The sequence below is a fragment of the Streptococcus lishijunsis genome (assembly GCF_047290665.1).
Taxonomy (GTDB): Bacteria; Bacillota; Bacilli; order Lactobacillales; family Streptococcaceae; genus Streptococcus.
This window is the reverse complement of record NZ_JBLBUC010000010.1, coordinates 1-25613: the sequence shown is the minus strand read 5'-3', so window position 1 is coordinate 25613 and position 25613 is coordinate 1. Positions and strand designations below refer to the sequence as shown.

26 protein-coding genes and 1 other RNA gene are annotated in these 25613 nt (G+C 42.0%); 23 read left to right on the top strand and 4 right to left on the bottom strand.

Going from position 1 to position 25613, the window contains the following annotated elements:
* The first annotated feature begins 55 nt into the window (after positions 1 to 55).
* The 5 genes from rpmG (at position 56) to ACLN19_RS05375 (ending at position 4142) form a co-directional block, all read left to right on the top strand.
* Positions 56 to 208, top strand: coding sequence for a 50S ribosomal protein L33 (gene rpmG / locus ACLN19_RS05395; protein ID WP_413384085.1), 153 nt, complete (start codon positions 56 to 58; stop codon positions 206 to 208).
* 19 nt (positions 209 to 227) lie between these two features.
* Complete coding sequence (secE, locus tag ACLN19_RS05390) at positions 228 to 404, top strand: preprotein translocase subunit SecE (protein WP_413384083.1); 177 nt, start codon at positions 228 to 230, stop codon at positions 402 to 404.
* 122 nt (positions 405 to 526) lie between these two features.
* Positions 527 to 1066, top strand: coding sequence for a transcription termination/antitermination protein NusG (gene nusG / locus ACLN19_RS05385; RefSeq protein WP_413384081.1), 540 nt, complete (start codon positions 527 to 529; stop codon positions 1064 to 1066).
* Positions 1067 to 1190: 124 nt separating this feature from the next.
* On the top strand, positions 1191 to 3692 hold the full coding sequence (leuS, locus tag ACLN19_RS05380; RefSeq protein WP_413384079.1) for a leucine--tRNA ligase: 2502 nt from the start codon (positions 1191 to 1193) through the stop codon (positions 3690 to 3692).
* A 60-nt stretch (positions 3693 to 3752) separates the two neighbouring features.
* Positions 3753 to 4142, top strand: a complete 390-nt coding sequence (locus ACLN19_RS05375; protein ID WP_413384076.1) for a PaaI family thioesterase — start codon at positions 3753 to 3755, stop codon at positions 4140 to 4142.
* Between the two features lie 68 nt (positions 4143 to 4210).
* Here ACLN19_RS05375 and ACLN19_RS05370 read toward each other — a convergent pair whose 3' ends face one another.
* Entirely contained in the window at positions 4211 to 4954 is a 744-nt protein-coding gene (locus ACLN19_RS05370; RefSeq protein WP_413384074.1) for a DUF975 family protein, read from the bottom strand.
* Positions 4955 to 5112: 158 nt separating this feature from the next.
* On the opposite strand from ACLN19_RS05370, the gene tgt reads away from it, so the two are divergent.
* The 10 genes from tgt to ACLN19_RS05320 all read left to right on the top strand — a co-directional run bounded on the left by tgt (position 5113) and on the right by ACLN19_RS05320 (position 13335).
* Positions 5113 to 6255 carry a tRNA guanosine(34) transglycosylase Tgt gene (gene tgt, locus ACLN19_RS05365; RefSeq protein ID WP_413384072.1) on the top strand — a complete coding sequence of 381 codons (1143 nt, stop codon included), beginning with the start codon at positions 5113 to 5115 and terminating at the stop codon, positions 6253 to 6255.
* 99 nt (positions 6256 to 6354) lie between these two features.
* Positions 6355 to 7131, top strand: coding sequence for an MBL fold metallo-hydrolase (locus ACLN19_RS05360; RefSeq protein ID WP_413384070.1), 777 nt, complete (start codon positions 6355 to 6357; stop codon positions 7129 to 7131).
* Positions 7131 to 7622, top strand: coding sequence for a tRNA adenosine(34) deaminase TadA (tadA, locus tag ACLN19_RS05355; RefSeq protein WP_413384068.1), 492 nt, complete (start codon positions 7131 to 7133; stop codon positions 7620 to 7622). The genes ACLN19_RS05360 and tadA overlap by 1 nt, the downstream gene beginning before the upstream one ends.
* Before the next feature lie 27 nt (positions 7623 to 7649).
* Positions 7650 to 7748: signal recognition particle sRNA small type (gene ffs, locus ACLN19_RS05350), an RNA gene on the top strand.
* A gap of 80 nt (positions 7749 to 7828) precedes the next feature.
* Positions 7829 to 8449, top strand: coding sequence for a hypothetical protein (locus ACLN19_RS05345; protein WP_413384066.1), 621 nt, complete (start codon positions 7829 to 7831; stop codon positions 8447 to 8449).
* Positions 8450 to 8566: 117 nt separating this feature from the next.
* A complete protein-coding gene (locus tag ACLN19_RS05340; RefSeq protein ID WP_413384064.1) occupies positions 8567 to 9916 on the top strand; it encodes a glucose-6-phosphate isomerase in 1350 nt (449 codons plus the stop codon).
* Between the two features lie 114 nt (positions 9917 to 10030).
* Positions 10031 to 10729: a 2,3,4,5-tetrahydropyridine-2,6-dicarboxylate N-acetyltransferase gene (dapD, locus tag ACLN19_RS05335; protein WP_413384062.1), complete on the top strand. Its 699-nt coding sequence runs from the start codon at positions 10031 to 10033 to the stop codon at positions 10727 to 10729.
* A gap of 48 nt (positions 10730 to 10777) precedes the next feature.
* Entirely contained in the window at positions 10778 to 11908 is a 1131-nt protein-coding gene (locus ACLN19_RS05330; protein WP_413384060.1) for an N-acetyldiaminopimelate deacetylase, read from the top strand.
* A 231-nt stretch (positions 11909 to 12139) separates the two neighbouring features.
* A complete protein-coding gene (locus ACLN19_RS05325) occupies positions 12140 to 12667 on the top strand; it encodes a 5-formyltetrahydrofolate cyclo-ligase (protein ID WP_413384058.1) in 528 nt (175 codons plus the stop codon).
* The gene (locus ACLN19_RS05320; RefSeq protein ID WP_413384056.1) at positions 12664 to 13335 is read left to right on the top strand and encodes a rhomboid family intramembrane serine protease; all 672 of its coding nucleotides are present in this window, start codon (positions 12664 to 12666) and stop codon (positions 13333 to 13335) included. Before ACLN19_RS05325 ends, ACLN19_RS05320 begins: the two co-directional genes overlap by 4 nt.
* A 28-nt stretch (positions 13336 to 13363) precedes the next feature.
* Here ACLN19_RS05320 and galU read toward each other — a convergent pair whose 3' ends face one another.
* Together galU and ACLN19_RS05310 are read right to left on the bottom strand one after the other, a co-directional pair.
* Complete coding sequence (gene galU, locus ACLN19_RS05315) at positions 13364 to 14275, bottom strand: UTP--glucose-1-phosphate uridylyltransferase GalU (protein ID WP_413384054.1); 912 nt, start codon at positions 14273 to 14275, stop codon at positions 13364 to 13366.
* A gap of 67 nt (positions 14276 to 14342) precedes the next feature.
* Entirely contained in the window at positions 14343 to 15359 is a 1017-nt protein-coding gene (locus ACLN19_RS05310; RefSeq protein ID WP_413384052.1) for an NAD(P)H-dependent glycerol-3-phosphate dehydrogenase, read from the bottom strand.
* A 154-nt stretch (positions 15360 to 15513) separates the two neighbouring features.
* On the opposite strand from ACLN19_RS05310, the gene ACLN19_RS05305 reads away from it, so the two are divergent.
* The 6 genes from ACLN19_RS05305 to argH all read left to right on the top strand — a co-directional run bounded on the left by ACLN19_RS05305 (position 15514) and on the right by argH (position 22243).
* Entirely contained in the window at positions 15514 to 15957 is a 444-nt protein-coding gene (locus tag ACLN19_RS05305) for a dUTP diphosphatase (protein WP_413384050.1), read from the top strand.
* Between the two features lie 52 nt (positions 15958 to 16009).
* Positions 16010 to 17374 carry a DNA repair protein RadA gene (gene radA, locus ACLN19_RS05300; protein ID WP_413384048.1) on the top strand — a complete coding sequence of 455 codons (1365 nt, stop codon included), beginning with the start codon at positions 16010 to 16012 and terminating at the stop codon, positions 17372 to 17374.
* Positions 17375 to 17384: 10 nt separating this feature from the next.
* Positions 17385 to 17882, top strand: a complete 498-nt coding sequence (locus tag ACLN19_RS05295; RefSeq protein WP_413384046.1) for a beta-class carbonic anhydrase — start codon at positions 17385 to 17387, stop codon at positions 17880 to 17882.
* 119 nt (positions 17883 to 18001) lie between these two features.
* Entirely contained in the window at positions 18002 to 19462 is a 1461-nt protein-coding gene (gene gltX, locus ACLN19_RS05290) for a glutamate--tRNA ligase (RefSeq protein WP_413384044.1), read from the top strand.
* Positions 19463 to 19640: 178 nt separating this feature from the next.
* On the top strand, positions 19641 to 20846 hold the full coding sequence (locus ACLN19_RS05285) for an argininosuccinate synthase (protein WP_413384042.1): 1206 nt from the start codon (positions 19641 to 19643) through the stop codon (positions 20844 to 20846).
* Positions 20847 to 20854: 8 nt separating this feature from the next.
* On the top strand, positions 20855 to 22243 hold the full coding sequence (gene argH / locus ACLN19_RS05280) for an argininosuccinate lyase (RefSeq protein WP_413384040.1): 1389 nt from the start codon (positions 20855 to 20857) through the stop codon (positions 22241 to 22243).
* Between the two features lie 22 nt (positions 22244 to 22265).
* Here argH and nrdI read toward each other — a convergent pair whose 3' ends face one another.
* A complete protein-coding gene (gene nrdI, locus ACLN19_RS05275; RefSeq protein WP_413384038.1) occupies positions 22266 to 22724 on the bottom strand; it encodes a class Ib ribonucleoside-diphosphate reductase assembly flavoprotein NrdI in 459 nt (152 codons plus the stop codon).
* 142 nt (positions 22725 to 22866) lie between these two features.
* Here nrdI and ACLN19_RS05270 point away from each other — a divergent pair, with 142 nt between their 5' ends.
* Together ACLN19_RS05270 and dtd are read left to right on the top strand one after the other, a co-directional pair.
* Positions 22867 to 25089, top strand: a complete 2223-nt coding sequence (locus tag ACLN19_RS05270) for a RelA/SpoT family protein (RefSeq protein ID WP_413384036.1) — start codon at positions 22867 to 22869, stop codon at positions 25087 to 25089.
* A gap of 12 nt (positions 25090 to 25101) precedes the next feature.
* On the top strand, positions 25102 to 25545 hold the full coding sequence (gene dtd, locus ACLN19_RS05265) for a D-aminoacyl-tRNA deacylase (protein ID WP_413384034.1): 444 nt from the start codon (positions 25102 to 25104) through the stop codon (positions 25543 to 25545).
* The last annotated feature ends 68 nt before the right edge of the window (positions 25546 to 25613 follow it).

Below are 25613 nucleotides of genomic sequence, written 5' to 3'. Positions count from 1 at the left end.
TAAACGCTTGTAAAGTCAGACATTTCATGGTAAAATAGCATTTAATGGAGGCATTATGGCACAGAAAAAAGCAAGTTTAGCTTGTGTGGATTGTGGGAGCCGTAACTACTCTATCAATGTTAGTAGCAATCCCAAACCAACACGACTAGAAGTCAATAAGTTTTGTAAACATTGTAAACGATACACCTTACATAAGGAAACACGTTAGGCGTTAGGAGGCGTAGCTGGTGAGATTTATCACAGGGACATTCAAACTCTTACGAGATACAACTTGGCCAAGCCGTAAGCAGCGTTGGAAAGACTTTATCGCAATTATGGAATACACAGCCTTTTTTGCAGTGATTATTTATATTTTTGATAAGGTATTACAGCTAGGCTTACTCGAGTTGATCACGAAGTTTTAAAGGGAAATCCCAAGACAGAGGTCTTGGGATTTTGCTTTGTCATTGACAAGAGAGCTGACTTTTACTATAATGAAGAAAATGAGAGCCACTTGAGGGCTTTTTTATTAAGGAAAGGAGCGACTATGCTCGATAGTTTTGATAAGGGTTGGTTTGTATTGCAAACCTACTCAGGATATGAAAATAAAGTTAAGGAAAATCTCCTTCAACGTGCTCAAACTTACAATATGATGGATAATATCTTGCGTGTCGAAATCCCAACGCAAACCGTCAACGTTGAAAAAAATGGGGAAGTTAAAGAGGTCGAAGAAAACCGTTTCCCAGGTTATGTTTTGGTAGAGATGGTCATGACAGACGAAGCTTGGTTTGTGGTGCGTAATACACCAAATGTAACAGGATTTGTCGGCTCACACGGAAATCGTTCAAAACCTACACCACTTTTAGAAGAGGAGATTCGCTCTATCCTTATCTCTATGGGACAAAGCGTGGATGTCTTTGATACTAATATCAAAGAAGGAGACGTTGTTCAAATCGTAGATGGTGCCTTTACAGGTCAAGAAGGTCGTGTCGTTGAAATTGATGGCAACAAGGTCAAATTGATGATTAGTATGTTTGGCTCTGAAACACAAGCAGAAGTTGAGCTATACCAGATTGCTGAATTATAAAAAACAAGTCTTAGACTTGTTTTTTATTTGGAGCTAGTCTTTTAAGGAAGAAAAATGGACTTCTTCTCCTATTTTTCCTAAAACATGGTATAATATAAAGCGACTATACTATTTGGAGAGTGCTATGGTTTACTATAATCACAAAGCTATTGAGAAAAAATGGCAGACATTTTGGGCAAATCATCATACCTTTAAAACAGGAGATGATCAGTCAAAACCTAATTTTTATGCTCTTGATATGTTTCCTTATCCGTCTGGAGCGGGGCTTCATGTAGGGCATCCTGAAGGGTATACAGCGACAGATATTTTGAGTCGTTACAAGCGAGCGCAAGGCTACAACGTCCTTCATCCAATGGGATGGGATGCTTTTGGGCTTCCTGCTGAGCAGTATGCTATGGATACGGGAAATGACCCTGCAGACTTTACGGCTGAAAATATTGCTAATTTTAAGCGTCAGATCAATAGCCTTGGTTTTTCTTATGATTGGGATAGAGAAATCAATACCACTGACCCTAATTACTACAAATGGACACAGTGGATTTTCACTAAATTATACGAAAAAGGCTTAGCCTATGAAGCAGAAGTTCCTGTTAACTGGGTTGAAGAGTTGGGAACAGCTATTGCCAATGAAGAAGTGCTTCCAGATGGGACGAGTGAGCGTGGTGGCTATCCTGTTGTCAGAAAGCCAATGCGTCAGTGGATGCTAAAAATTACAGCTTATGCAGAGCGTCTCTTAGAGGATTTAGAAGAGCTTGATTGGCCTGAATCTATCAAGGATATGCAACGTAACTGGATAGGGAAGTCCGTGGGAGCTCATGTGACCTTTAACGTTGCAGGTAGCAACGAGAGCTTTACCGTCTTTACCACACGTCCAGACACCCTTTTTGGGGCGACTTATGCAGTTATGGCACCAGAGCATGAGTTAGTTGATGTGATTACAAGCCCAGAGCAGAAAGCCTCCGTAGAAGCTTATAAACACCAAGCTAGCCTCAAATCTGACCTAGCACGAACAGATCTCGCTAAGGATAAGACAGGGGTCTTTACAGGAGCTTATGCCATCAATCCTGTCAATGGTAAGGAAATCCCAATCTGGATTTCAGATTATGTATTAGCAAGCTATGGGACAGGGGCTATTATGGCGGTACCTGCTCATGACCAACGTGACTGGGAGTTTGCGACTACTTTTGGGCTTCCTATTATTCCTGTTATTGATGGTGGGGATATTACTAGGGAAGCTTATAGTGAGGATGGCCCTCATATCAATTCAGACTTCTTAGATGGTTTGAATAAGGAAGAGGCTATCACCAAAATGATTGCCTTTATCGAAGAAAAAGGCTTTGGGAAAAAGCAGGTCAACTATCGTTTGCGCGACTGGCTCTTTAGTCGTCAACGTTATTGGGGTGAGCCTATTCCGATTATTCATTGGGAAGATGGGACGTCAACCGCTCTATCAGAAGAAGAGTTGCCTTTAGTGCTACCAGTCACGAAGGATATTAAGCCATCAGGTACAGGAGAGTCACCGCTTGCCAATCTAACAGAATGGTTAGAGGTTGTCCGTGATGATGGTGTCAAAGGACGTCGTGAGACTAATACGATGCCACAATGGGCGGGTTCAAGTTGGTATTTCCTACGCTATATCGATCCTCATAATACCAAGCAGATAGCAGATCAAGAGCTTCTTAAGGCATGGTTACCTGTCGATATTTATATCGGTGGTGCAGAGCATGCGGTATTACATTTGTTATATGCTCGTTTTTGGCATAAATTCCTCTATGATATCGGTGTTGTACCTACCAAAGAACCCTTCCAAAAACTCTTTAACCAAGGGATGATTTTAGGGACAAGCTATCGTGATAGTCGAGGGGCTTTAGTTGCCAGTGATAAGGTTGAAAAGCGTGATGGTGCTTTTGTCCATATCGAGACAGGTGAGACACTAGAGCAGGCGCCAGCCAAGATGTCCAAGTCACTAAAAAATGTTGTCAATCCTGATGATGTTGTCGAGCAATACGGTGCAGACACACTGCGCGTGTATGAGATGTTTATGGGACCTTTAGATGCCTCTATCGCTTGGTCAGAAGAAGGGCTTGAAGGAGCACGTAAGTTTCTTGACCGTGTTTATCGCCTTATCACTTCAAAAGAAATCAGTACAGACAATAATGGGCACTTAGATAAGGTCTATCATGAGACAGTCAAATCAGTCACTGAACAGATTGAAGCGTTGAAGTTTAACACTGCTATTGCACAATTGATGGTCTTTGTCAATAGCGCCAATAAAGAAGACGTGCTTTATCTGGAGTATGCTAAAGGATTTGTTCAACTATTAGCGCCTTTTGCACCTCACTTAGCTGAAGAACTCTGGCAAGAGTTGACCAATACTGGTGAGAGTATTTCTTATGTACCTTGGCCAAGCTATGACGAGAGTAAATTGGTTGAAGATGAGATTGAAATCGTCGTGCAAATCAAAGGTAAGGTGCGTGCTAAGCTTATGGTAGCCAAAGACTTGTCACGTGAAGCTTTGGAAGAAGTAGCTTTATCTCATGCTAAAATCAAGGATGAGATTGCAGGTAAAACGATTGTCAAGGTTATTGCTGTGCCAAATAAACTGGTCAATATTGTTGTCAAATAAAGGAAAAATACTGTGGTTTTCCACAGTATTTTTGTGCCTAGCAACTAGAGAGGAGCTATTATGGAGGAGCTGTTGATTGATAAGATTAGTGTTTTTGAGAATTATAGCCTCAAGCATTATGACAAAGGATATGTGGAGCTAGAGACAGAGGTAGTGCCCTCTTCGCTAAATCATTACGGAAATGCACATGGGGGTTATCTGTTTACCTTGTGTGACCAAGTGGGAAGTCTAGCTGTTTTATCGTTGGGTTACCATGCGGTGACGATGAGTGCTGCTATCAATTATCTTAAGGCAGGTCATCTAGGAGAGCGTTTGTGTATCAGTGGGCGTTGTCTTCATGAGGGACGCACGACGAAGGTGGTTGAAGTGAGTGTCCACAGTATGGCTAAAGAGTTGCTAGCCAAGGCGACGTTTACCATGTTTGTGACAGGTAGTGTAGTAGTTGATTAAAAAAAGATGGGTAAAAGCCCATCTTTTTGCTATGTGGTGATATCATGTATTAGAGTAAGGCAGTGCTGTTATGCCTTCTTTTTAGTTTTGATGAGAGACTGGTAAAAGACAATCTCACTGACACTTTTGTAAGGAATAAGTGGGATAAGCATTAGCCCAAAAGTGACTAATGTAAGGACATACCAGCCGATAAAGCTAAGATCTAGGAGAAAGAGTTGCCATTTATGCCCTTTCATCATCTGTAAGCTTTGCTTGAGACTGGCAATACTGCCGTTGTCAGCGTTAGCGTTTTGGTGTAGCGCATCAAAAGTAATATAGGTCGCCATACGATAGCCATAATAAAAAGAGATAAGAGCTAGGAGACTAAGGAGGGTGATTATGACACCTAAGATGCCAATCATTAGAGGATAGTAGCTGTGGCTATCGATAGTCAAAAGATAGCTAGACAGACCAATCAGCTCCCCTCCTATAAAGCTTATCAGAGACAAGCCAGTCAAAATAGCAAATTCTAAGAGGAAAAGACGTATCAAAGGTCGAAAATAGGGGTAGGAAAAAGCGAGTTGATTTTGAGAAAAGTGAACTTCTTTGTGTCCTTTGCGAATGGCTGTTAGCATTATCAGATTAGCTGACAAGGTAAAAAAGAGTAGTAAGAAAGTTGTTAGAAGTGACAGCAATAAGCCAACATTTTCAGCTACATTGAGCAGTAGATTAGTCAAAAGAAGAATGATAGCGATGGCATAGAGGGCGTATTTGCCCTTGATGTTGATGAGGTGCTGTTTAGCTTGTTGTTTAATCTGTGAGATAGTAGGCATAAAGGCTTCTTTCTAGTTATAGGGTCATTTAATGATAATACTTGTTATTTTATTATATCATATTAGTAGCTCATCATGACAAACACCTGTTTTTTTGGTACAATCTATAAGTTGACAGCACGAAAAGAGCTGAGTTTGAATGGCAAAGGAAGATGAAGATGACAGATTATCCAATTACCTATCGTTTGATTAAGCAAGAAAAGCATACAGGAGCACGTCTTGGTGAGATTATCACACCTCACGGGACCTTTCCGACCCCGATGTTTATGCCTGTAGGGACACAAGCAACAGTAAAGACTCAGTCTCCTGAAGAACTCAAGGAGATGGGCTCAGGTATTATTTTGGCTAATACTTATCACCTTTGGTTACGCCCTGGTGATGAGTTAATTGCGCGTGCAGGAGGGCTGCATCGCTTTATGAACTGGGACCAAGCTATCTTGACAGATAGTGGTGGGTTTCAGGTGTATTCTCTAGCGGAAAATCGTAATATTACGGAAGAAGGTGTTACTTTTAAAAACCATCTCAATGGTTCAAAGATGTTTTTATCGCCTGAAAAGGCTATATCCATTCAAAATAATCTTGGACCAGATATTATGATGAGCTTTGATGAGTGCCCCCAATTTTATCAGCCATATGACTATGTGAAAAAGTCAATTGAGAGGACTAGTAGATGGGCAGAGCGTGGTCTAAAAGCGCATCGTCGTCCGCATGACCAAGGCTTATTTGGTATTGTACAAGGGGCTGGTTTTGAGGATTTACGTCGCCAGTCTGCACACGATTTGGTGTCTATGGATTTTGCGGGCTACTCTATTGGTGGTTTAGCTGTTGGGGAGTCTCATGAGGAGATGAATGCTGTCTTAGATTTTACAGTACCGCTACTACCTAGTCATAAACCGCGTTATTTGATGGGTGTTGGGGCTCCAGATAGTCTGATTGATGGCGTCATTCGAGGTGTGGATATGTTTGACTGTGTACTGCCGACACGTATCGCGAGAAACGGTACTTGTATGACAAGTCAAGGTCGCTTAGTTGTCAAAAATGCTCAGTATGCCGAAGATTTTACCCCTCTTGATCCGAATTGTGATTGCTACACTTGTACGCATTATACGAGAGCGTACATTCGTCATTTGATTAAGGCAGATGAGACATTTGGGCTTCGTTTGACTAGCTACCACAACCTTTACTTCCTTGTCAATCTCATGAAAGATGTCCGCCAAGCGATTTTAGAGGACAATTTATTAGAGTTTCGTGAAGACTTTATCGAGCGTTATGGTTATAAAACATCTCATCGTAATTTTTAAAAAAGAGGTAGCACTAGCTACCTTTTTATAGCTTCATTTATCAAAGATAGGGCAAATTTTGATATAATTGAAAGCAAGAAAAACAAAGAAGGTGTGCTTATGAAATTAATCACAATTGGTTGTTGGGGAGGCTATCCCTATAAAGATGCAGGAACAACGAGTTATCTCCTAAGTGCGACATCGGGTTTTCAGTTATTGATTGATGTTGGGAGTCGTGCGGTCAATGAATTGGAAAAAGAGCTTAGTCCACTTGATTTGGATGCTGTGATTATCAGCCATTATCATCCAGATCATATCGCTGATTTAGGTGTCCTTTATCATTATCGCCAGCTCTATCCTAAACATTTGTGGGAACCCAAAGTCTTGCCTGTCTATGGGCATGATGAAGAGATGTACGAATTTTCAAAATTAAGTCTAGATGGCGTGGCAAAGGGGATTCCTTACCACACGGAAGGGACAGAGCAGATTGGACCATTTGACATTACCTTTATCAAGACTGTACATCCTGTGGTCTGCTATGCGATGCGTATCGTAGAGCGTGAGACATCACAAGTGCTTGTCTTTACAGGAGATACGGGGTATTTTGCTGACTTAGCTAGCTTTAGTAAGGGAGCTGATTTGTTATTAGCTGATGTGTATTTATTTGAAGGTCATGAAAAGCATCCTGCTCATTTGACCTCTAAAGAAGCTGGGGAGATTGCAGCAAAGGCTAAGGTTAAGCGTCTAGTGCTGACACATTTACCACAGTTTCCAGCAGCTGATATACCATCTGACAATCACTTGGAAGTGTTAAGACAGCAAGCTCAGCAGTATAGTAAAGGTGTCCCAGTGGATTTGGCAAGTCCTCATGTATCATGGGATTTGGGACAGCTCTGATGAGTTATTTATCAGAAAGTGACAAAGCCTACTTTATGCGTGAGGCGCTAAGTGAGGCCGAAAAATCCCTTAATAAAGATGAGATTCCGATTGGTTGTGTTATCGTCAAAGATGGTGATATCATTGGTCGAGGGCACAATGCGCGTGAAGAGCTGCAAGAGGCGATTTTACATGCGGAAATGATGGCTATCACTGAGGCTAATCATAAGGTTGGCAATTGGCGATTGTTAGACTGCACTTTATTTGTCACGATAGAGCCCTGTGTCATGTGTAGTGGCGCAATTGGTCTAGCTCGTATTCCTCGTGTCATCTACGGTGCTAAAAACGCTAAATTTGGTGCGGCAGGAAGTCTTTATGATATTTTAAGTGACGAACGTCTCAATCACCGTGTGGCAGTCGAGACAGGTGTCTTAGAAGAAGAGTGCAGGGCTATTATGCGCCAGTTTTTCAAGCAGAAAAGAGAGTCGCACCAAAAATTTCACAAAGATTAGCTTGCAGCTAGTTTGTCTTTATGGTATAATAATAAATGGAGCAACGGTCTTGCGTGAAGTGGGTCAGGGGAGGAATCCAGCAGCCCTAAGCGAGTGTAGAGCGTGTGCTCTTTTTTTTGTGTCTAAAATCTTTTCTCTCCTATTTCTCTAGAAAAACTGTATAAAATGAGGTATAATAAATAAAAACGCTTTCTAAAGGAGATGAGATGCGAAAGTTTTTACAGACAACCTTATACGAATTATCCTTTTATGTGGAGATTTTAATTTCTATTATATTAGTTTTGGTCTTGATTTTGCTGACAAGTCGCTTAGTTATTGATGCTACGGATATCTATGCAGGGAGCTCTAGCATTGAGAGTTATTTGCAAGATTTTATCAATCAAGCGATGAGTATCGCGATCGGTGTCGAGTTGATCAAGATGCTTAGTAAGCATACCTCAGGCACTATTATTGAAGTCCTTTTATTTGCAGCAGCTCGCCAGATTGTCGTCTCACATGGTTCGACCCTAGATATGCTACTAGGTGTTTTGGCAATAGCTGCGCTATTTGCGACACGTAAGTATCTCTTTGCGGACTTTGATGATTCGACCAATATCATCGTTAGAGGTAGTCAAAAGGTAAAAATTGCAAATGTCATCGCACGCGTCAATCTTAGAGGTTATGAAGAAGGTGAGTTGCTACGTGATTTTGTGGCAAGGCATTTAAAAGCCGATGACAAGACAGTCTCTATCGGAGCTAGTGTTTACTTTCCTGACGTGGTGCTTCGTGTGGATAATGTGAGACAAGGCGTTATTACTAGGATTGAGATTATCAAGTCCATTCATTAGTCTTTGTAATATTGGTAACGCTTTAATTTGTTGGGGAAATTGCCGTAAAACCATTGAAAAAAGCCCTGAAAAAGAGTATCATAATAAAGATAGATTGATTTATATAAGGAGAACATTATGTCACATATTTCATTTGACTATTCAAAAGTGTTGGATACTTTCCTTTCACAACATGAAGTGGATTATTTTCAACCACAAGTGAGCCTCGCTGATGAGATGCTCCGTCAAGGGACTGGACCTGGCTCAGACTTTTTGGGATGGCTTGACCTTCCAGAAAACTATGACAAAGAAGAATTTGCGCGTATCTTAAAAGCTGCTGAAAAAATTAAATCAGACAGCGACGTTTTGGTGGTTATCGGTATCGGTGGCTCATACCTTGGAGCTAAAGCCGCTATTGACTTTTTAAATCATCATTTTGCTAACCTTCAAACAGCAGATGAGCGCAAAGCACCACAAATTCTTTATGCTGGAAATTCTATCTCATCAACTTACCTTGCAGACTTGATTGATTACGTGTCTGATAAGGAATTTTCAGTTAATGTCATCTCAAAATCAGGAACAACAACAGAACCAGCTATTGCTTTTCGTGTCTTTAAAGAGCTCTTGGTTAAAAAATATGGTCAAGAAGAAGCTAACAAGCGTATCTATGCTACTACTGACCGTGAAAAAGGAGCTGTCAAGGTTGAAGCAGATGCGAATGGTTGGGAAACCTTTGTCGTTCCAGACAATGTTGGTGGGCGTTTTTCAGTATTGACAGCCGTTGGACTCTTACCAATCGCTGCTTCTGGAGCTGACCTCAATCAATTGATGGCAGGCGCTAACGCTGCTCGTAAGGACTTGTCAACAGACAAACTTTCTGACAATATGGCTTACCAATATGCAGCTGTGCGTAATGCTCTTTATCGTAAAGGTTATACGACTGAGATTTTTGCCAACTATGAGCCATCACTACAATATTTTGCAGAATGGTGGAAACAATTGGCGGGTGAGTCTGAAGGTAAAGACCAAAAAGGGATCTACCCAACATCAGCTAACTTCTCAACAGACCTTCACTCTCTGGGTCAATTTATCCAAGAAGGCACACGTAATCTTTTTGAAACAGTGATTCGTGTGGATAAGCCACGTAAGAATATCATCATTCCAGAATTGGCAGAAGACCTTGATGGGCTTGGTTATCTTCAAGACAAAGATGTTGACTTTGTTAATAAAAAGGCAACTGACGGTGTGCTTTTAGCTCACACTGATGGTGGCGTTCCAAATATGTTTGTCACAATTCCAGAACAAGATGAGTTCACACTTGGGTACACAATTTACTTCTTTGAGTTAGCGATTGCGATGTCAGGCTACCTCAATGCTGTCAATCCATTTGACCAACCAGGTGTAGAAGCCTACAAACGCAATATGTTTGCCCTTCTTGGCAAACCAGGATTTGAAGAACTAGGCGCAGAATTGAACGCTCGTCTATAAGATTAAAAAACTCCTTAGGGAGTTTTTCTATTTTTTAAGTTTAAAACTCACTCTAGACTAGAAAAATCAGAAAATTCTGTTATAATAGTAACAAATAAGATATGGGGGATGATTATGACAGCACAAAAAATGTCGGCACAAGAGATTATTGCTTTTATTGGAAATGCTAAAAAGAAAACCAATGTTAAAGTGACTTTTGAGGGTCAACTAAAGGGAGAGATTCCTGAGACAGTGACAAAGTTAGGCAATGTTTTATTTGGGGACTGGGCAGATATTGAGCCATTAGTTGACGATTTGGTCGAAAATAAAGACTATGTCGTTGAGCAAGATGGGCGAAATTCAGCGGTTCCTCTTTTGGACAAGCGTCATCTCAATGCCCGTATTGAGCCTGGTGCTATTATTCGAGACCAAGTGACTATCGAGGATAATGCTGTAGTGATGATGGGTGCTGTTATCAATATTGGTGCTGAGATTGGCTCTGGGACGATGATTGATATGGGGGCTATCTTAGGAGGTCGTGCCATAGTCGGCAAAAATAGTCATATAGGTGCAGGTGCTGTGCTTGCTGGAGTGATTGAACCTGCTTCTGCTCATCCTGTACGTATCGGTGATAATGTCCTTGTCGGTGCTAACGCCGTTGTGATTGAAGGTGTGCAGGTAGGAGATGGTTCGGTCGTAGCTGCTGGTGCTATTGTGACTCAGGATGTTCCTGAAAATGTCGTGGTTGCAGGTGTTCCTGCGCGTATCATCAAAGAAATCGACCAACAAACCCAACAAAAAACAGCGCTTGAAGAAGCACTGAGACAACTATAAATATCAAGGAGACTGGGCAACCAGTCTTTTAGACTAGAGGTAGTGACAATGACATTAGATTTAATAGCGACAAGACGAGACCTTCATCAGATTCCAGAGATTGGGCTAGAAGAGTTTAAGACACAAGCTTATATTTTAGATAAAATAGCAGCTATCTGTCATGGCAAATCGTTTATTAAGCAGAGGACTTGGCAGACAGGTGTTTTGGTTTTGGTAGAAGGGTATAACCCAACACAGACGATTGGCTGGCGTACAGATATTGATGGTCTTCCGATAGAAGAAGAGACGGGGCTTGCGTTTGCTAGCTTACATCAAGGGCGTATGCATGCTTGTGGGCATGATATGCATATGACGATTGCGCTGGGCTTGTTAGACAAGCTAGTTGAGCAACAACCTAAGGAAAATCTTCTATTTTTATTTCAACCTGCAGAGGAAAATGAAGCAGGCGGGATGCTAATGTATGAAGATGGTGCTTTTGGTGACTGGTTGCCAGATGTCTTTTATGGCTTACATGTCCGACCTGATTTTGAGGTAGGGACCATTGCTACCAATACAGCTACGCTATTTGCAGGGACCTGTGAGGTTCTGATTACCTTTAAAGGTAAGGGAGGTCATGCTGCTTTTCCGCATGAAGCAAATGATGCCTTAGTAGCGGCAGCCTACTTTGTGACACAGGTACAGAGTGTTGTTAGTCGAAATGTTGACCCTATCGAAGGGGGAGTGGTGACTTTTGGGAGTTTACATGCAGGCACAACCAATAATATTATTGCAGGTGAGGCGAAGCTCCATGGCACGATACGAAGTTTGAGTAAAGAGATGGGAGAGCTGATAAAAGAGCGAGTCAAATGTATTGCAGAAGGTGTTGCTGCTTCTTTTGGGATGGAAGTTGTCATTAGCTTGAAGCAGGGAGGGTATTTACCTGTTGAGAACAATCCTGAACTGGCTAGAGAGCTGATGAGCTTTTTTGAGGAGCTAGAAGATGTCCAACTCAAGGAGTGCTTACCAGCGATGACAGGCGAGGATTTTGGCTATCTTCTTCATAAAGTTCCTGGCGTGATGTTTTGGCTAGGTATTGATAGTCCGTATGCCCTTCATCATCCGAAGATGACTCCTAATGAAGAGGCTCTTAGCTTTGGTGTGGAGGCCATTAGTCGCTTTTTAAGGTCTAAGGTTGGCTAAGTAAAGCAAAAGGAAAAGGCGCCTTGGGAGGGGCGCCTTTTTAGGAGATTTATCCTAACGATTTGACAAAAGCTAGGATTATGAAAAAGGAAAATAATTTAGGAGAGAGTATTCTCCAAACGGTTGTACAACCGCTTTATTAGGATAGGTATATTATAGGGAAGAATTCTTAAAGAATTCTTAAAAACCTTAAGAAAAGCATAAATAACTTTTTTTTGATATGATAGAAGCATGGATAAAAGACAATTAAGAGCTAATATGTTAGCCAAATTACAAAAACAAGCCCCTTCTTTAAAAGAAGAGGCAGATAAGCGTTTGTTGGCGGCTGTATTGGCTAGTCCTAGCTATCAAGATAGTCAGGTCATAGCCACTTATCTCTCATTTAGTCATGAATATGATACTAAAGAGCTGATTGCTCAAGCCTTAGCCGATGGTAAGCGTGTCTTGATTCCAAAGACTTATCCTAAGGGTGAGATGATCTTTTGCCCTTATCATCCTGATGAGCTGATTAGGACCTCTTTTGGCTTATGGGAACCTGCTCGTGGCTTAGCTGTTGCTAAAAGTCAAATTGATCTGATTCATGTTCCAGGACTATTGTTTAATCAGGCAGGATTTCGGATAGGCTATGGGGGCGGTTATTATGATCGCTATTTAGAAACGTTTAAGGGGAATACGATAAGTACCGCTTATCAGTTTCAGCTAGTTGATTTTGAAGAAGAAAGACATGACATACCTGTGGAGGACATTTTTTACCGATGAAAGCACTATTTAGAGATTACCCTGTCACGATGGGTTTGTTGGGGCTTACAACCCTTATTTTTCTAATGATGCAAGTCTTATACCCTACATCCAGTCATTCAGGCTTGGTTGGGCTTCAATTTGGAGCTATGTATGGAGATCTCATCAAAGTTTATCCAGCTCAGATATGGCGTTTGGTGAGTGCTATATTTGTGCATTTTGGCTGGGAGCACTTTCTCTTAAATGCACTAACCTTGTATTTTCTAGGGCAGATGGCAGAGTCTATTTGGGGCTCAGCGCGTTTTTTACTCTTATATATGCTCTCAGGTATCATGGGAAATGTGATAACGCTCGTCTTTACACCTAATGTCATAGCAGCAGGAGCTTCAACAGCTATTTTTGGCTTGTTTGCAGCTATTATCGTTTTAGCATACTATGGTCAGAATCCCTATCTTAAACAGTTGGGGCGGTCTTACCAACTCTTGATTGGATTGAATTTACTCATGAATCTTGTGACGCCTGGAGTGAGTTTAGCGGGGCATCTGGGTGGTCTTTTAGGCGGAGGCTTGATAGCAGTTTATCTTCCTAGTTTAGCTGAAGGAGCACTTTTTGAGAAAAAGATACGTTTGATGGCTTTAGTTGCTTATATTGTAATTGGGTTAGGACTTTTGTTGTTGGCACTTGTCTAGTCAAAAAGACTTGGTTTTCCAAGTCTTTTTAGTCTTTATTAGCGTTAGCTTTTTTTTCTAGCGTGTGACCAAGTGCAATGAGATAATCTGTCATCTCATCTTTGACTTGCTCATGCTGAAGAGCGTAGTCAATAGTGGTCTTTAAAAAGCCAAACTTATCTCCAACATCATAGCGGTTACCAGTGAATTGACGTGCAAAGACACGCTGTGTTTTATTGAGCGTATCAATAGCGTCAGTGAGCTGGATTTCATTACCTGAGCCTGGTTGTTGCGTCTCTAAAATATCAAAAATCTCAGGCGTCAAGAGATAACGCCCAATGATGGCAAGGTTGCTAGGAGCGTCTTCAGGCGCAGGCTTTTCAACAAAGGTTTCTACGCTATAGAGTCCGTGGTCTCCCTTGCCTTGTGGCGCGATGACACCATAAGAAGAGACGTCTTCGTGAGGGACTTCCATGACAGCAATAGTTGATGCGTGTGTCTTTTCGTAATCGTCGATAAGTTGCTTTGTCAGTGGTTTTGCCGTTGGGTCTGTGATGTCCATAAGGTCATCTCCGAGCATCACGACAAAAGGTTCATTTCCAACGAAAGCTTTGGCTTGTAAAACAGCATCTCCTAAGCCCAGTGGATGGCTCTGGCGGATAAAGTGCAGACGGATACCAGTTGTTTCATCGACCAATTTTAAGAGCTCATGCTTATTTTTTTCCTTGAGATTGTATTCTAACTCAAAGTTAGAGTCAAAATGATCTTCGATGGAGCGCTTGGATTTTCCAGTCACTACGAGGATATCTTCGATGCCTGATTTGAGGGCTTCTTCGACGATGAATTGAATCGTTGGTTTATCTACGATAGGAAGCATTTCTTTAGCGAGTGCCTTGGTGGCAGGTAAAAAGCGTGTACCAAGACCTGCTGCGGGAATAACCGCTTTTTTAACGTTATTCATAATAAACCTTTCTATGTAATCGTATTCTTTAATTATTTTACCATATCTTGGCGGAAATAGGTAGGGCTTATCGCCATTCGTTTTCCGCACGGAATTCATTGTTCATCATATTGAGGATGCTTTCACGAATATCAGTGCCTTCGTAGATGCCACGATAGATGGCAGTCGTGATCGGCATATAGACGTCAAGGTCTTGAGCTAATTCATAGGCGACTTTGGTTGTCGAGATACCTTCGATAACCATCCCCATATTTTTTTCGATATCCTCAAGTTTTTCCCCACGCCCAAGAGCATCTCCTGCTCTCCAATTGCGGGAATGGACAGATGTCCCTGTGACAATCAAATCTCCAACTCCAGATAAGCCACTGTAAGTTAGTGGATCAGCCCCTAATTTGACCCCTAAGCGTGTAATCTCAGCTAGACCGCGTGTAATGATAGCGGCTTTGGCATTATCACCATAACCAAGACCATGAAGAGCGCCAGCTCCTACGGCGATGATATTTTTAAGAGCGCCAGCTGTTTCAACACCGATAACATCAGTATTTGTATAGAGGCGGAAATAGTGGTTGCTAAAGAGTTTTTGGACGTATTTAGCGGCTTCAAGGTCTTTAGAAGCAGCCGTAATCAATGTGATATCTCTGACAATTGTCTCCTCAGCATGACTAGGCCCTGAGACGACAACAATCTCACTACGTAAATCAGTAGGGATTTCCTCTTCTAGGATGGTGGATAATCGCTCGTGAGTCTCAGGCTCTAGCCCTTTAGAGGCGTGCATGATGATAGCCTTGTGGTCAAGCGCTTTAGCCACTTGTTTGGCAACTAGGCGTGTCACCTTGGTTGGTACGACAAAAAGCACAGCATCGACACCATCAAGTGCCTTTGTGAGATCACTATAAGCGATGATATCCTCAGATAGTGTGATATCTTTGAAGTAGCGTGTATTGGTGTGATGTGTATTAATTTCGTCGATTTGTTCAGGGATATTTCCCCATAGACGGACGGTGTGACCGTTGTCATTTAGGACTTGCGCTAGAGCAGTTCCCCAAGATCCTGGTCCTAGCACAGCAATAGTTTGTTTTGTCATTGGCTCTCTCTTTCTATGATAAGGTCAGATAATGGTCATCTTTATCTCATTATAACATAGAAAGAAGAAGCTTGTCACAAGTTAGCCCAAAGCTCCCAGTTGCTTATGATTTACGGATTGGATATAATAGAGAGATAATATTTGGAGGAATGCTATGAAAATACGTGGTTTTGAGTTGGTATCTCGTTATCAAGACGAGTCTTTATTGCCAAAGCGTGAGACAGCTCATGCGGCGGGCTATGATTTGAAAGTGGCAGAAGTGACTGAGATTAAGCCAGGAGAGATTGTGCTTGTACCAACAGGCGTCAAGGCTTATATGCAGACAGGTGAGGTGCTCTATCTATATGATAGGTCATCAAATCCAAGGAAAAAAGGTCTGGTGTTGATCAACTCGGTTGGTGTTATTGATGGGGACTATTATGACAACCCTAACAATGAAGGACATATTTATGCGCAAATGCAAAATATCACTCAAGAGACGATACGCTTAGAAGTAGGCGAGCGCATTGTGCAAGGGGTTTTTGCGCCGTATTTGCTAGCTGATGGGGATGTAGCGACAGGCAAGCGTACGGGTGGTTTTGGAAGTACTGGGCATTGAGTTGTCCCCTTGATGTCAGCAGTCGCAGTGCACAAAGATAGGAGGAGATGCTATGGCTAAGAAGAAAACGACCTTTATCTGTCAGGAGTGTGGCTATCACTCACCTAAGTATCTAGGACGTTGCCCTAATTGTTCTGCTTGGACGTCTTTTGTGGAAGAAGTAGAGGTTAAAGAAGTCAAAAATGCCAGAGTCAGTCTCACAGGTGAAAAGGCACGTCCCATCAAGCTTAATCAAGTGACCTCAAGTCAGGTTAATCGCTGTCAGACGGACATGGAGGAATTCAACCGTGTCTTAGGTGGCGGCGTTGTTCCAGGAAGCTTGGTGTTGATCGGTGGGGACCCAGGTATCGGAAAGTCTACTTTGCTTTTACAAGTCTCTACACAGCTTGCTAATAAAGGCGTTGTGCTCTATGTATCAGGTGAGGAGTCAGCTGAGCAGATTAAGCTAAGAAGTGAGCGTCTAGGCGATATTGACAATGAATTTTACCTGTATGCTGAGACCAATATGCAGAGCATTCGCAGTGAGGTTGACAAAATCAAGCCTGATTTTTTGGTGATTGACTCTATTCAGACTATCATGAGTCCTGAAGTGTCTAGTGTTCAAGGGTCTGTTAGTCAGGTGCGTGAAGTGACTGCAGAATTGATGCAGATCGCAAAGACCAATAACATCGCTACCTTTATCGTAGGACACGTGACTAAGGAAGGGACGTTGGCTGGCCCACGTATGCTGGAGCATATGGTGGATACTGTACTCTATTTTGAAGGGGAGCGTCACCACACCTTTAGGATATTGCGTGCGGTGAAGAATCGTTTTGGCTCCACCAATGAAATTGGTATTTTTGAGATGCAATCAAGTGGATTAGTAGAAGTGCTAAATCCTAGCCAAGTCTTCTTAGAAGAGCGTTTAGATGGGGCTACAGGCTCAGCTATTGTCGTGACAATGGAAGGGACACGTCCTATTTTGGCGGAAGTACAGGCCTTAGTGACCCCTAGTGTTTTTGGCAATGCCAAGCGTACGACCACAGGGTTAGACTTTAATCGCGCGAGCCTTATCATGGCTGTCTTAGAAAAGCGTGCTGGCTTGTTGTTGCAAAATCAAGATGCTTACCTCAAGTCAGCTGGCGGTGTTAAGCTTGATGAACCTGCGATTGATTTGGCAGTAGCTGTGGCGATTGCCTCAAGCTACAAGGATCAGCCTACCAATCCTCAAGATGCTTTTATCGGTGAGATTGGTCTTACAGGCGAAATCAGACGGGTCAATCGTATCGAACAACGTATCAACGAAGCCGCTAAGCTAGGCTTTAAGACCATTTATGCTCCAAAGAATGCCTTAGCGGGTATTGATATTCCAAAAGGGATACAGGTGGTGGGCGTATCCACCCTCAAGGAAGTACTATCACAAGTCTTTGCAAGCTAAAGGAGAGTTTATGTCGTATTTTGAACAATTTTTAAAAACCAATAAAGCATATGTAGATTTGCATGGGACAGCTCATCTACCTATCAATCCAAAGACCCGCGTGGCTATTGTGACGTGTATGGATTCGAGGTTGCACGTGGCACAGGCATTAGGGCTTGCTTTGGGGGATGCTCATATTTTGCGTAATGCTGGTGGTCGTGTGACAGATGATATGATTCGCTCGCTTGTGATTTCACAACAACAGTTGGGCACTCGTGAAATTATAGTCATTCACCATACCGATTGTGGGGCTCAGACCTTTAGCAATGATAGTTTTCAAGAGCAATTGAAGCGTGATTTGGGTGTGGATGTCAAAGATTATGATTTTTTGCCTTTTACAGATATCACAGAAAGTGTCCGTCAAGACGTCGAGCTGTTGCGCCAATCACCACTTATTCCAGATGATATTGTCATCTCAGGAGCCATTTATGATGTTGATACAGGCTGTATGACAGAAGTTTTGACCTAATCTATGAAAAGACTAGTTAGCTAGTCTTTTTTAGTTGAAAATGAACTTTCTTCCCCATTTCAAGCATTTAGTGCTATAATAGAAAAGATTGAAGAATTTACTATTAGAGGAGGCAGCCATTGGCTAATAAGATTCGTGTGCGTTATGCACCTAGCCCAACAGGGTTATTACATATCGGAAATGCGCGTACAGCGCTCTTTAACTACCTTTATGCTCGCCACTACGGTGGAGATTTCATCATTCGTATCGAAGATACAGACCGCAAGCGTCATGTCGAAGACGGTGAGCGTTCTCAGCTTGATAATCTGCGTTGGTTGGGTATTGATTGGGATGAAAGCCCTGAAACACATGACAACTATCGTCAGTCAGAGCGCTTGGACTTGTATCAAGGCTATATCGACCAGCTCCTTGAAGAAGGCAAAGCCTACAAGTCTTACGTGACGGAAGAAGAGCTTGCACTTGAGCGTGAGCGTCAAGAAGCTGCAGGTGAGCCCCCTCGCTATATCAATGAATATCTTGGGATGACAGACGATGAAAAGGCGGCTTATATCAAAGAGCGAGAAGAAGCAGGGATTATTCCGACGGTTCGTTTGGCTGTTAATGAAGCGGGTATTTATACTTGGGATGATATGGTCAAAGGTCCGATTAGCTTTGAAGGTGGCAATATCGGTGGTGACTGGGTTATCCAAAAACGTGATGGTTATCCAACCTACAACTTTGCCGTGGTTGTAGATGATCATGAGATGGCGATTTCGCATGTCATTCGTGGAGATGATCATATCGCCAACACACCTAAGCAACTCATGGTTTATGAGGCTTTGGGCTGGCAAGCCCCTGTCTTTGGGCATATGACTTTGATTATCAACTCTGAGACAGGTAAAAAACTCTCTAAACGTGATACCAATACCCTACAATTTATCGAAGATTACCGCAAGAAAGGGTATCTTCCAGAAGCAGTCTTTAACTTTATTGCACTTTTGGGTTGGAATCCAGGTGGCGAAGAAGAAATTTTCTCTCAAGAAGAGCTCATTGCGCTTTTTGACGAAAAACGCCTGAGCAAGTCTCCAGCAGCCTTTGATCAGAAAAAGCTTGATTGGATGAGTAATGACTATATCAAAAATGCTGATTTAGCGAGAATTTTTGAGCTGGCAAAACCTTTCTTAGAGCAAGCTGGTCGTCTCACGGATAAGGCAGAAAAAATGGTTGCTCTTTATCAACCTCAGATGAAATCAGTAGATGAGATTGTTCCTTTGACAGACCTTTTCTTTGAAGCTTTTCCAGCCCTTACAGATGCTGAAAAAGACGTTATGGCAGCAGAGACAGTTCCTACTGTTCTAACTGCCTTTAAAGCAAAATTAGAAGCGATGAGCGATGCTGACTTCAAACCTGAAAATATCTTCCCACAGATAAAAGCTGTCCAAAAAGAAACAGGAATCAAAGGCAAAAATCTCTTTATGCCGATTCGTATTGCGGTCTCAGGTGAGATGCACGGTCCCGAGTTACCAAATACCATCTACCTTCTAGGTAGAGATAAGTCTATCCAACATTTGGGACAAATGCTAGAACAACTATCTCAATAGTCTTTTAAAACCATCTCGATGTGAGATGGTTTTTGTTTATTTATACCAAAAATGATGAATAAAATACTTTTTTTGTATTTTATTTCAAAAAAGCATTGACAATAAAGGATACAAGTCGTATAATTATGCGCATATCTATTTAAATAATCGCATATATGGAATGGAAGGGAGTATGACTATGAAAGAAAAAGTCATTTTAGCTTATTCAGGAGGACTTGATACGTCAGTTGCTATTACATGGTTAGCTAAAGACTATGATGTGATTGCGGTGTGTATGGACGTCGGTGAGGGTAAAGATCTTGATTTTATTCATGATAAGGCTCTAAAAGTAGGAGCGCTAGAGTCTTATGTGTTGGACGTTAAAGACGAGTTTGCTTATGAGTATGTATTACCTGCCCTACAAGCTCATGCTATGTATGAGCAAAAATACCCTTTGGTATCGGCACTTAGCCGTCCTATTATTGCCAAAAAATTGGTTGAGATAGCTCATCAAACAGGAGCTACGACCATTGCTCATGGCTGTACAGGTAAGGGTAATGATCAAGTCCGTTTTGAAGTGGCTATTGCGGCTCTTGATCCTAGCTTGAAAGTAATTGCGCCAGTGCGTGAATGGAGATGGTCTCGTGAGGAAGAGATTGCTTATGCTAAGGAAAATGGCGTTCCTGTGCCAGCTGATTTGGATAATCCTTACTCCGTAGATCAAAATCTTTGGGGACGTGCTAATGAATGTGGGATTTTAGAAAACCCATGGAATGAGGCGCCAGAAGATGCTTTTGGGATTACCAATGCAGTTGAAAAAGCGCCAGATACAGCAGATTATGTCTCCATTACGTTTAAAGAAGGGGTACCTGTGGCGCTTGATGATACGGAGATGGGCTTGGTTGCTATCATTGAGACGCTAAATCAATTAGCAGGTAAACACGGTATTGGTCGAATTGACCATGTGGAAAATCGCTTGGTAGGAATAAAATCACGTGAGATTTACGAATGCCCAGCAGCAGTGACCTTACTAGCTGCTCATAAGGATATTGAGGATATCACCTTGACACGTGAAGTTTCTCATTTTAAGCCTATTTTAGAAAATGAATTGGCTAACTTGATTTATAAGGCGCTATGGTTTAGCCCTGCGACAAAAGCGATTATAGCTTATATCAAGGAAACCCAAAAAGTCGTCAATGGTGTTGCTAAGGTCAAGCTTTATAAAGGTTCAGCCAAAGTGGTCGCTAGACAATCGCCAAATTCTCTCTATGATGAAAATTTGGCAACCTATACCTCAGCAGATAGCTTTGACCAAGCAGCAGCCGTAGGCTTTATCAAGCTCTGGGGACTGCCTACTCAGGTCAATGCTCAAGTCAATCCCATACTAGATGAGACAGATAAGTAGGTGATAGCATGGCAGAAAATCATAAATTGTGGGGTGGACGGTTTGAAGCGAGTCTTGAGGACTGGGTAGAAGCGTTTGGGGCGTCTATTGGCTTTGATTATAAAATGGCAGCTTTTGACATAAAAGGCTCGATAGCTCATGTGACAATGTTAGCTCAGACAGGCATCATCTCTAAGGAAGAAGCTAGTCAGATTGAGGCAGGATTAGAGCAGTTGTTAGAGCGTTATAGGGCAGGTGAGCTGAGCTTTGAGATGGCCAACGAAGATATTCATATGAATATTGAGGTGCTTTTGACACAAGAGATAGGAGAAGTTGCTGGTAAGTTGCACACAGCTCGCTCTCGTAATGACCAAGTCGCTACAGATATGCATCTCTATCTTAGTAGCAAGCTAGATGAGGTGGGAGAGAAGCTGCTTCACCTACGTCGTGTTTTAGTAGGATTGGCAGCAGAGCATTGTGAGACGATTATGCCAGGTTATACTCATCTTCAGCATGCTCAACCCATTTCTTTTGGGCATCATTTGATGGCATATTATAGTATGTTTAGTCGTGATAGTGAGCGTTTTACGTTTAATAAAGAGCATACCGATCTCTCTGCGCTTGGTGCAGCTGCTCTTGCAGGGACGACTTTTCCGATTGACCGTCAGTTGACGTCTGATTTGTTAGGGTTTAGAGAGCCTTATCGCAATTCGCTCGATGCGGTGTCTGACCGTGACTTTATCTTAGAGTTTTTGTCCAATGCTAGCATATTGATGATGCATATGAGTCGTTTGTGCGAAGAGCTAATCAATTGGTGTAGCCATGAATATCAGTTTGTCACCTTATCAGATACTTTCTCGACAGGCTCTTCCATCATGCCTCAAAAGAAAAATCCAGATATGGCAGAACTGATTCGAGGTAAGACAGGGCGTGTTTATGGGAATTTAGTTGGTCTCTTAACAGTTATGAAATCCCTACCTCTAGCCTATAATAAGGATTTACAAGAGGATAAAGAAGGCATGTTTGATACAGCAGAGACTATTACAGTAGCTATTGATATTTTAGCAGGGATGCTTGATAGTATGGTTGTTCATAAGGAGCGTATGGCAAGTGCTGTTGAAAAAGATTTTTCAAATGCGACTGAATTAGCGGATTATTTGGCAGCCAAAGGTCTTCCTTTTCGTAGGGCTCATGAGATTGTGGGACAACTCGTGCTAGAGTGTAGCCAAAAAGGCTGTTTCCTCCAAGATATCAGCTTAGAGCGTTATCAAGCACTGTCTCCCTTGATTGAAGCTGATGTTTATGACACGTTATCCGCTTACACAGCTGTCAAAAGACGTCTGTCACTAGGTGGTACAAGCTTTGAGCAAGTCAATTGGCAAATAGAACTGGCTAAAAAAGAGTTGGATATAAAATAAGACGTTGGCTTGCCAACGTCTTTTAAGAACTTTGTAAAAATGCTTTATGGGCTTTGGTGATAATATCTGCAATTCGCTCGATATCGCTAGATGTTCCACGTAGCTCAAAAGTATCCAGTAGTGGAAAACCAAACCGCTTAGCGTATTGCTTGGCAGTAAGGCAAAATTGGTGATTGAAATTACGATTGCCAGAGCCTATGATTCCATAGCAGTGCTTGTAGTTGTCGTGGGAGGCGATGAAGTCTCCTAGTGGGTTGGTGAGAATCTCGACATCGCCATTATCAAGCCCATTGCCCCCTTCTAGGTAGGTGGGAAGTATGGCAACAAAAGGCTCTGAGACAGGATATGTTGTATGGTTGAGATCTTTGATATTGACCAAACGAACTTCTTCTTGATACCAAAGCTGTAAATGCTGACTCAAGCGTTCAGCAAAACTTTTAGTATTACCACTAAGGCTGATATAAATAATAGTAATCGGCATAAGCCCTCCTTGCTATCAGTGTAGCAAATTGTAGCTAACCTTTCAAGTCAAGGGTAGCTTAGCTAAGAAATACTATGGCTTTTTCTTTTTATCTGAAACATGGTACAATAAAGGATAATGACAAATTTGGATGGGGAAGTCTATGGCAAAAAATGTAAATCTAACAGGTGATGAAGTGGTCGCAATGGCTGCGACTTATATGAATGACAGTGATGTAGCTTATGTCAAAAAAGCACTCGATTATGCAACGCAGGCCCACATTGCCCAAGTGCGCAAATCAGGGGAACCTTATATTATTCATCCGATTCAAGTAGCTGGTATTTTGGCGGATTTGCAGCTAGATGCCGTGAGTGTTGCTTGTGGTTTTTTACATGATGTCGTTGAGGATACAGATAGAACCTTGGATGATATAGAGGAAGCGTTTGGAAAAGATGCTAGAGATATTGTCGATGGTGTGACAAAGTTAGGTAAGGTTGAGTACAAATCACATGAAGAACAGCTAGCTGAAAACCATCGAAAGATGTTGATGGCTATGTCTAAGGATATTCGCGTCATTCTTGTCAAGCTCGCAGATCGTCTTCATAATATGCGAACGCTAAAGCATTTACGAAAAGATAAGCAAGAGCGGATTTCAAGGGAAACGATGGAAATTTATGCGCCCTTAGCCCATCGTCTGGGGATTAGCCGCATCAAATGGGAGCTTGAGGACTTATCGTTTCGTTATCTTAATGAAGTAGAATTTTACAAAATTTCACACATGATGAGTGAAAAGCGTCGTGAACGTGAAGCCTTAGTAGATGCTATTGTCAACAAAATCAAAGATTATACGCAAGAACAAGGTCTTTATGGTGATGTTTATGGGCGTCCTAAGCACATTTACTCTATCTATCGCAAAATGCGTGACAAGAAAAAACGCTTTGATCAGATTTATGATTTGATTGCGATTCGTTGTATTATGGAAAGCTCCAGTGATGTCTATGCCATGGTGGGCTATATCCATGAGTTGTGGCGTCCAATGCCAGGACGTTTTAAAGACTATATCGCAGCACCAAAGGCAAATGGGTATCAGTCTATCCACACGACAGTTTACGGACCAAAGGGACCTATTGAAATTCAAATTAGGACCAAGGAAATGCATGAGGTCGCAGAATACGGTGTCGCTGCACACTGGGCTTACAAAAAGGGCGTCAAGGGAAAAGTCAATTCACAAGAGCAAGCTCTGGGTATGAATTGGATTAAGGAATTGGTGGAGCTACAAGCAGATTCTAATGGCGACGCTAAGGAGTTTGTTGATTCTGTCAAGGAAGATATCTTTACCGAGCGCATCTATGTCTTTACGCCAAATGGTGCTGTTCAAGAATTGCCTAAAGATTCAGGACCTATTGATTTTGCTTATGCGATTCATACTCAAGTAGGCGAAAAAGCGACAGGAGCGCGTGTCAATGGGCGTATGGTACCTTTGACTGCCAAATTAAAGACAGGTGACGTTGTTGAAATCATTACCAATCCTAATTCTTTTGGACCAAGCAGAGATTGGATAAAAATTGTCAAAACCAACAAAGCTCGCAATAAGATTCGTCAGTTCTTTAAAAATCAAGATAAGGAATTTTCAGTCAATAAAGGACGTGACCTTCTCGTTTCTTATTTTCAAGAGCAGGGCTATGTTGCCAATAAGTATTTGGATAAAAAGCATATCGACCAGGTCTTGCCAAGACTGAGTGTTAAGAGCGAGGAAGCCCTCTATGCAGCTGTTGGTTTTGGTGATTTGAGTCCTGTGGCTGTCTTTAACCGTCTGACGGAGAAGGAACGTCGTGAAGAAGAGCGTGCTAAGGCTAAAGCAGAAGCAGATGAACTGATGAATGGCGGCGAGGTGAAGACAGAGAAAAAAGAGCCTCTTAAAGTCCGCAGTGAAAATGGTGTTATCATTCAAGGGGCATCAGGGCTTTTGATGCGTATTGCTAAGTGTTGTAATCCTGTACCAGGAGATGCGATTGAAGGTTATATCACTAAGGGACGTGGTGTTGCCATTCACCGTGCAGATTGCCATAATCTCCAAAGTCAGGAGGGTTATGAACAACGTCTAGTCGATGTCGAGTGGGATGAGGCTCATCAAGATGGCAAAGACTATATGGCAGAGATTGATATTTATGGCTTGAACCGCAGTGGCCTGTTAAATGATGTCTTGCAAACGCTAAGTAATGCGACTAAAAGTGTCTCTACAGTCAATGCACAGCCAACAAAAGATATGAAATTTGCTAATATCCATGTTAGTTTTGGCATTACTAATTTGTCTCAGCTCAACTATGTCGTTGATAAAATCAAGATTATTCCTGATGTTTATTCGGTGAAGCGTACCAATGGATAGGAGATGTAAGCGATGAAATTAGTCATTCAACGTGTCACAAAAGCTAGTGTCAGTATTGATGGCAAGCTGGTTAGCCATATTGGTCAAGGGCTTTTAGTCTTAGTGGGAGTCTTTGAGCATGATGATGAGACTGATATAGCTTATCTTTGTCGAAAAGTGCTTAATCTGCGTATCTTCTCAGACGACACAGGGAAGATGAATCTGTCGGTCAAAGACATTAAAGGAAGCATCTTATCAGTGTCACAGTTTACCCTTTTGGCAGATACCAAAAAAGGGAATAGACCTGCTTTTACAAGAGCGGCACAACCAGAAAAAGCCAAGGCTTACTACGAGCGATTTAACCAAGAATTAAGCAAAAGTGTTCCTGTTGAGACAGGTGTTTTTGGAGCTGATATGCAGGTAGCACTTGAAAATGACGGTCCTGTCACAATTGTGATTGACAGTCAAAACCCTTAAAAGAATACTAAGCAACTAAACATACTAAGATTAGTAGTGAGGAAATCTCCGACGGGAGATAGTACTCA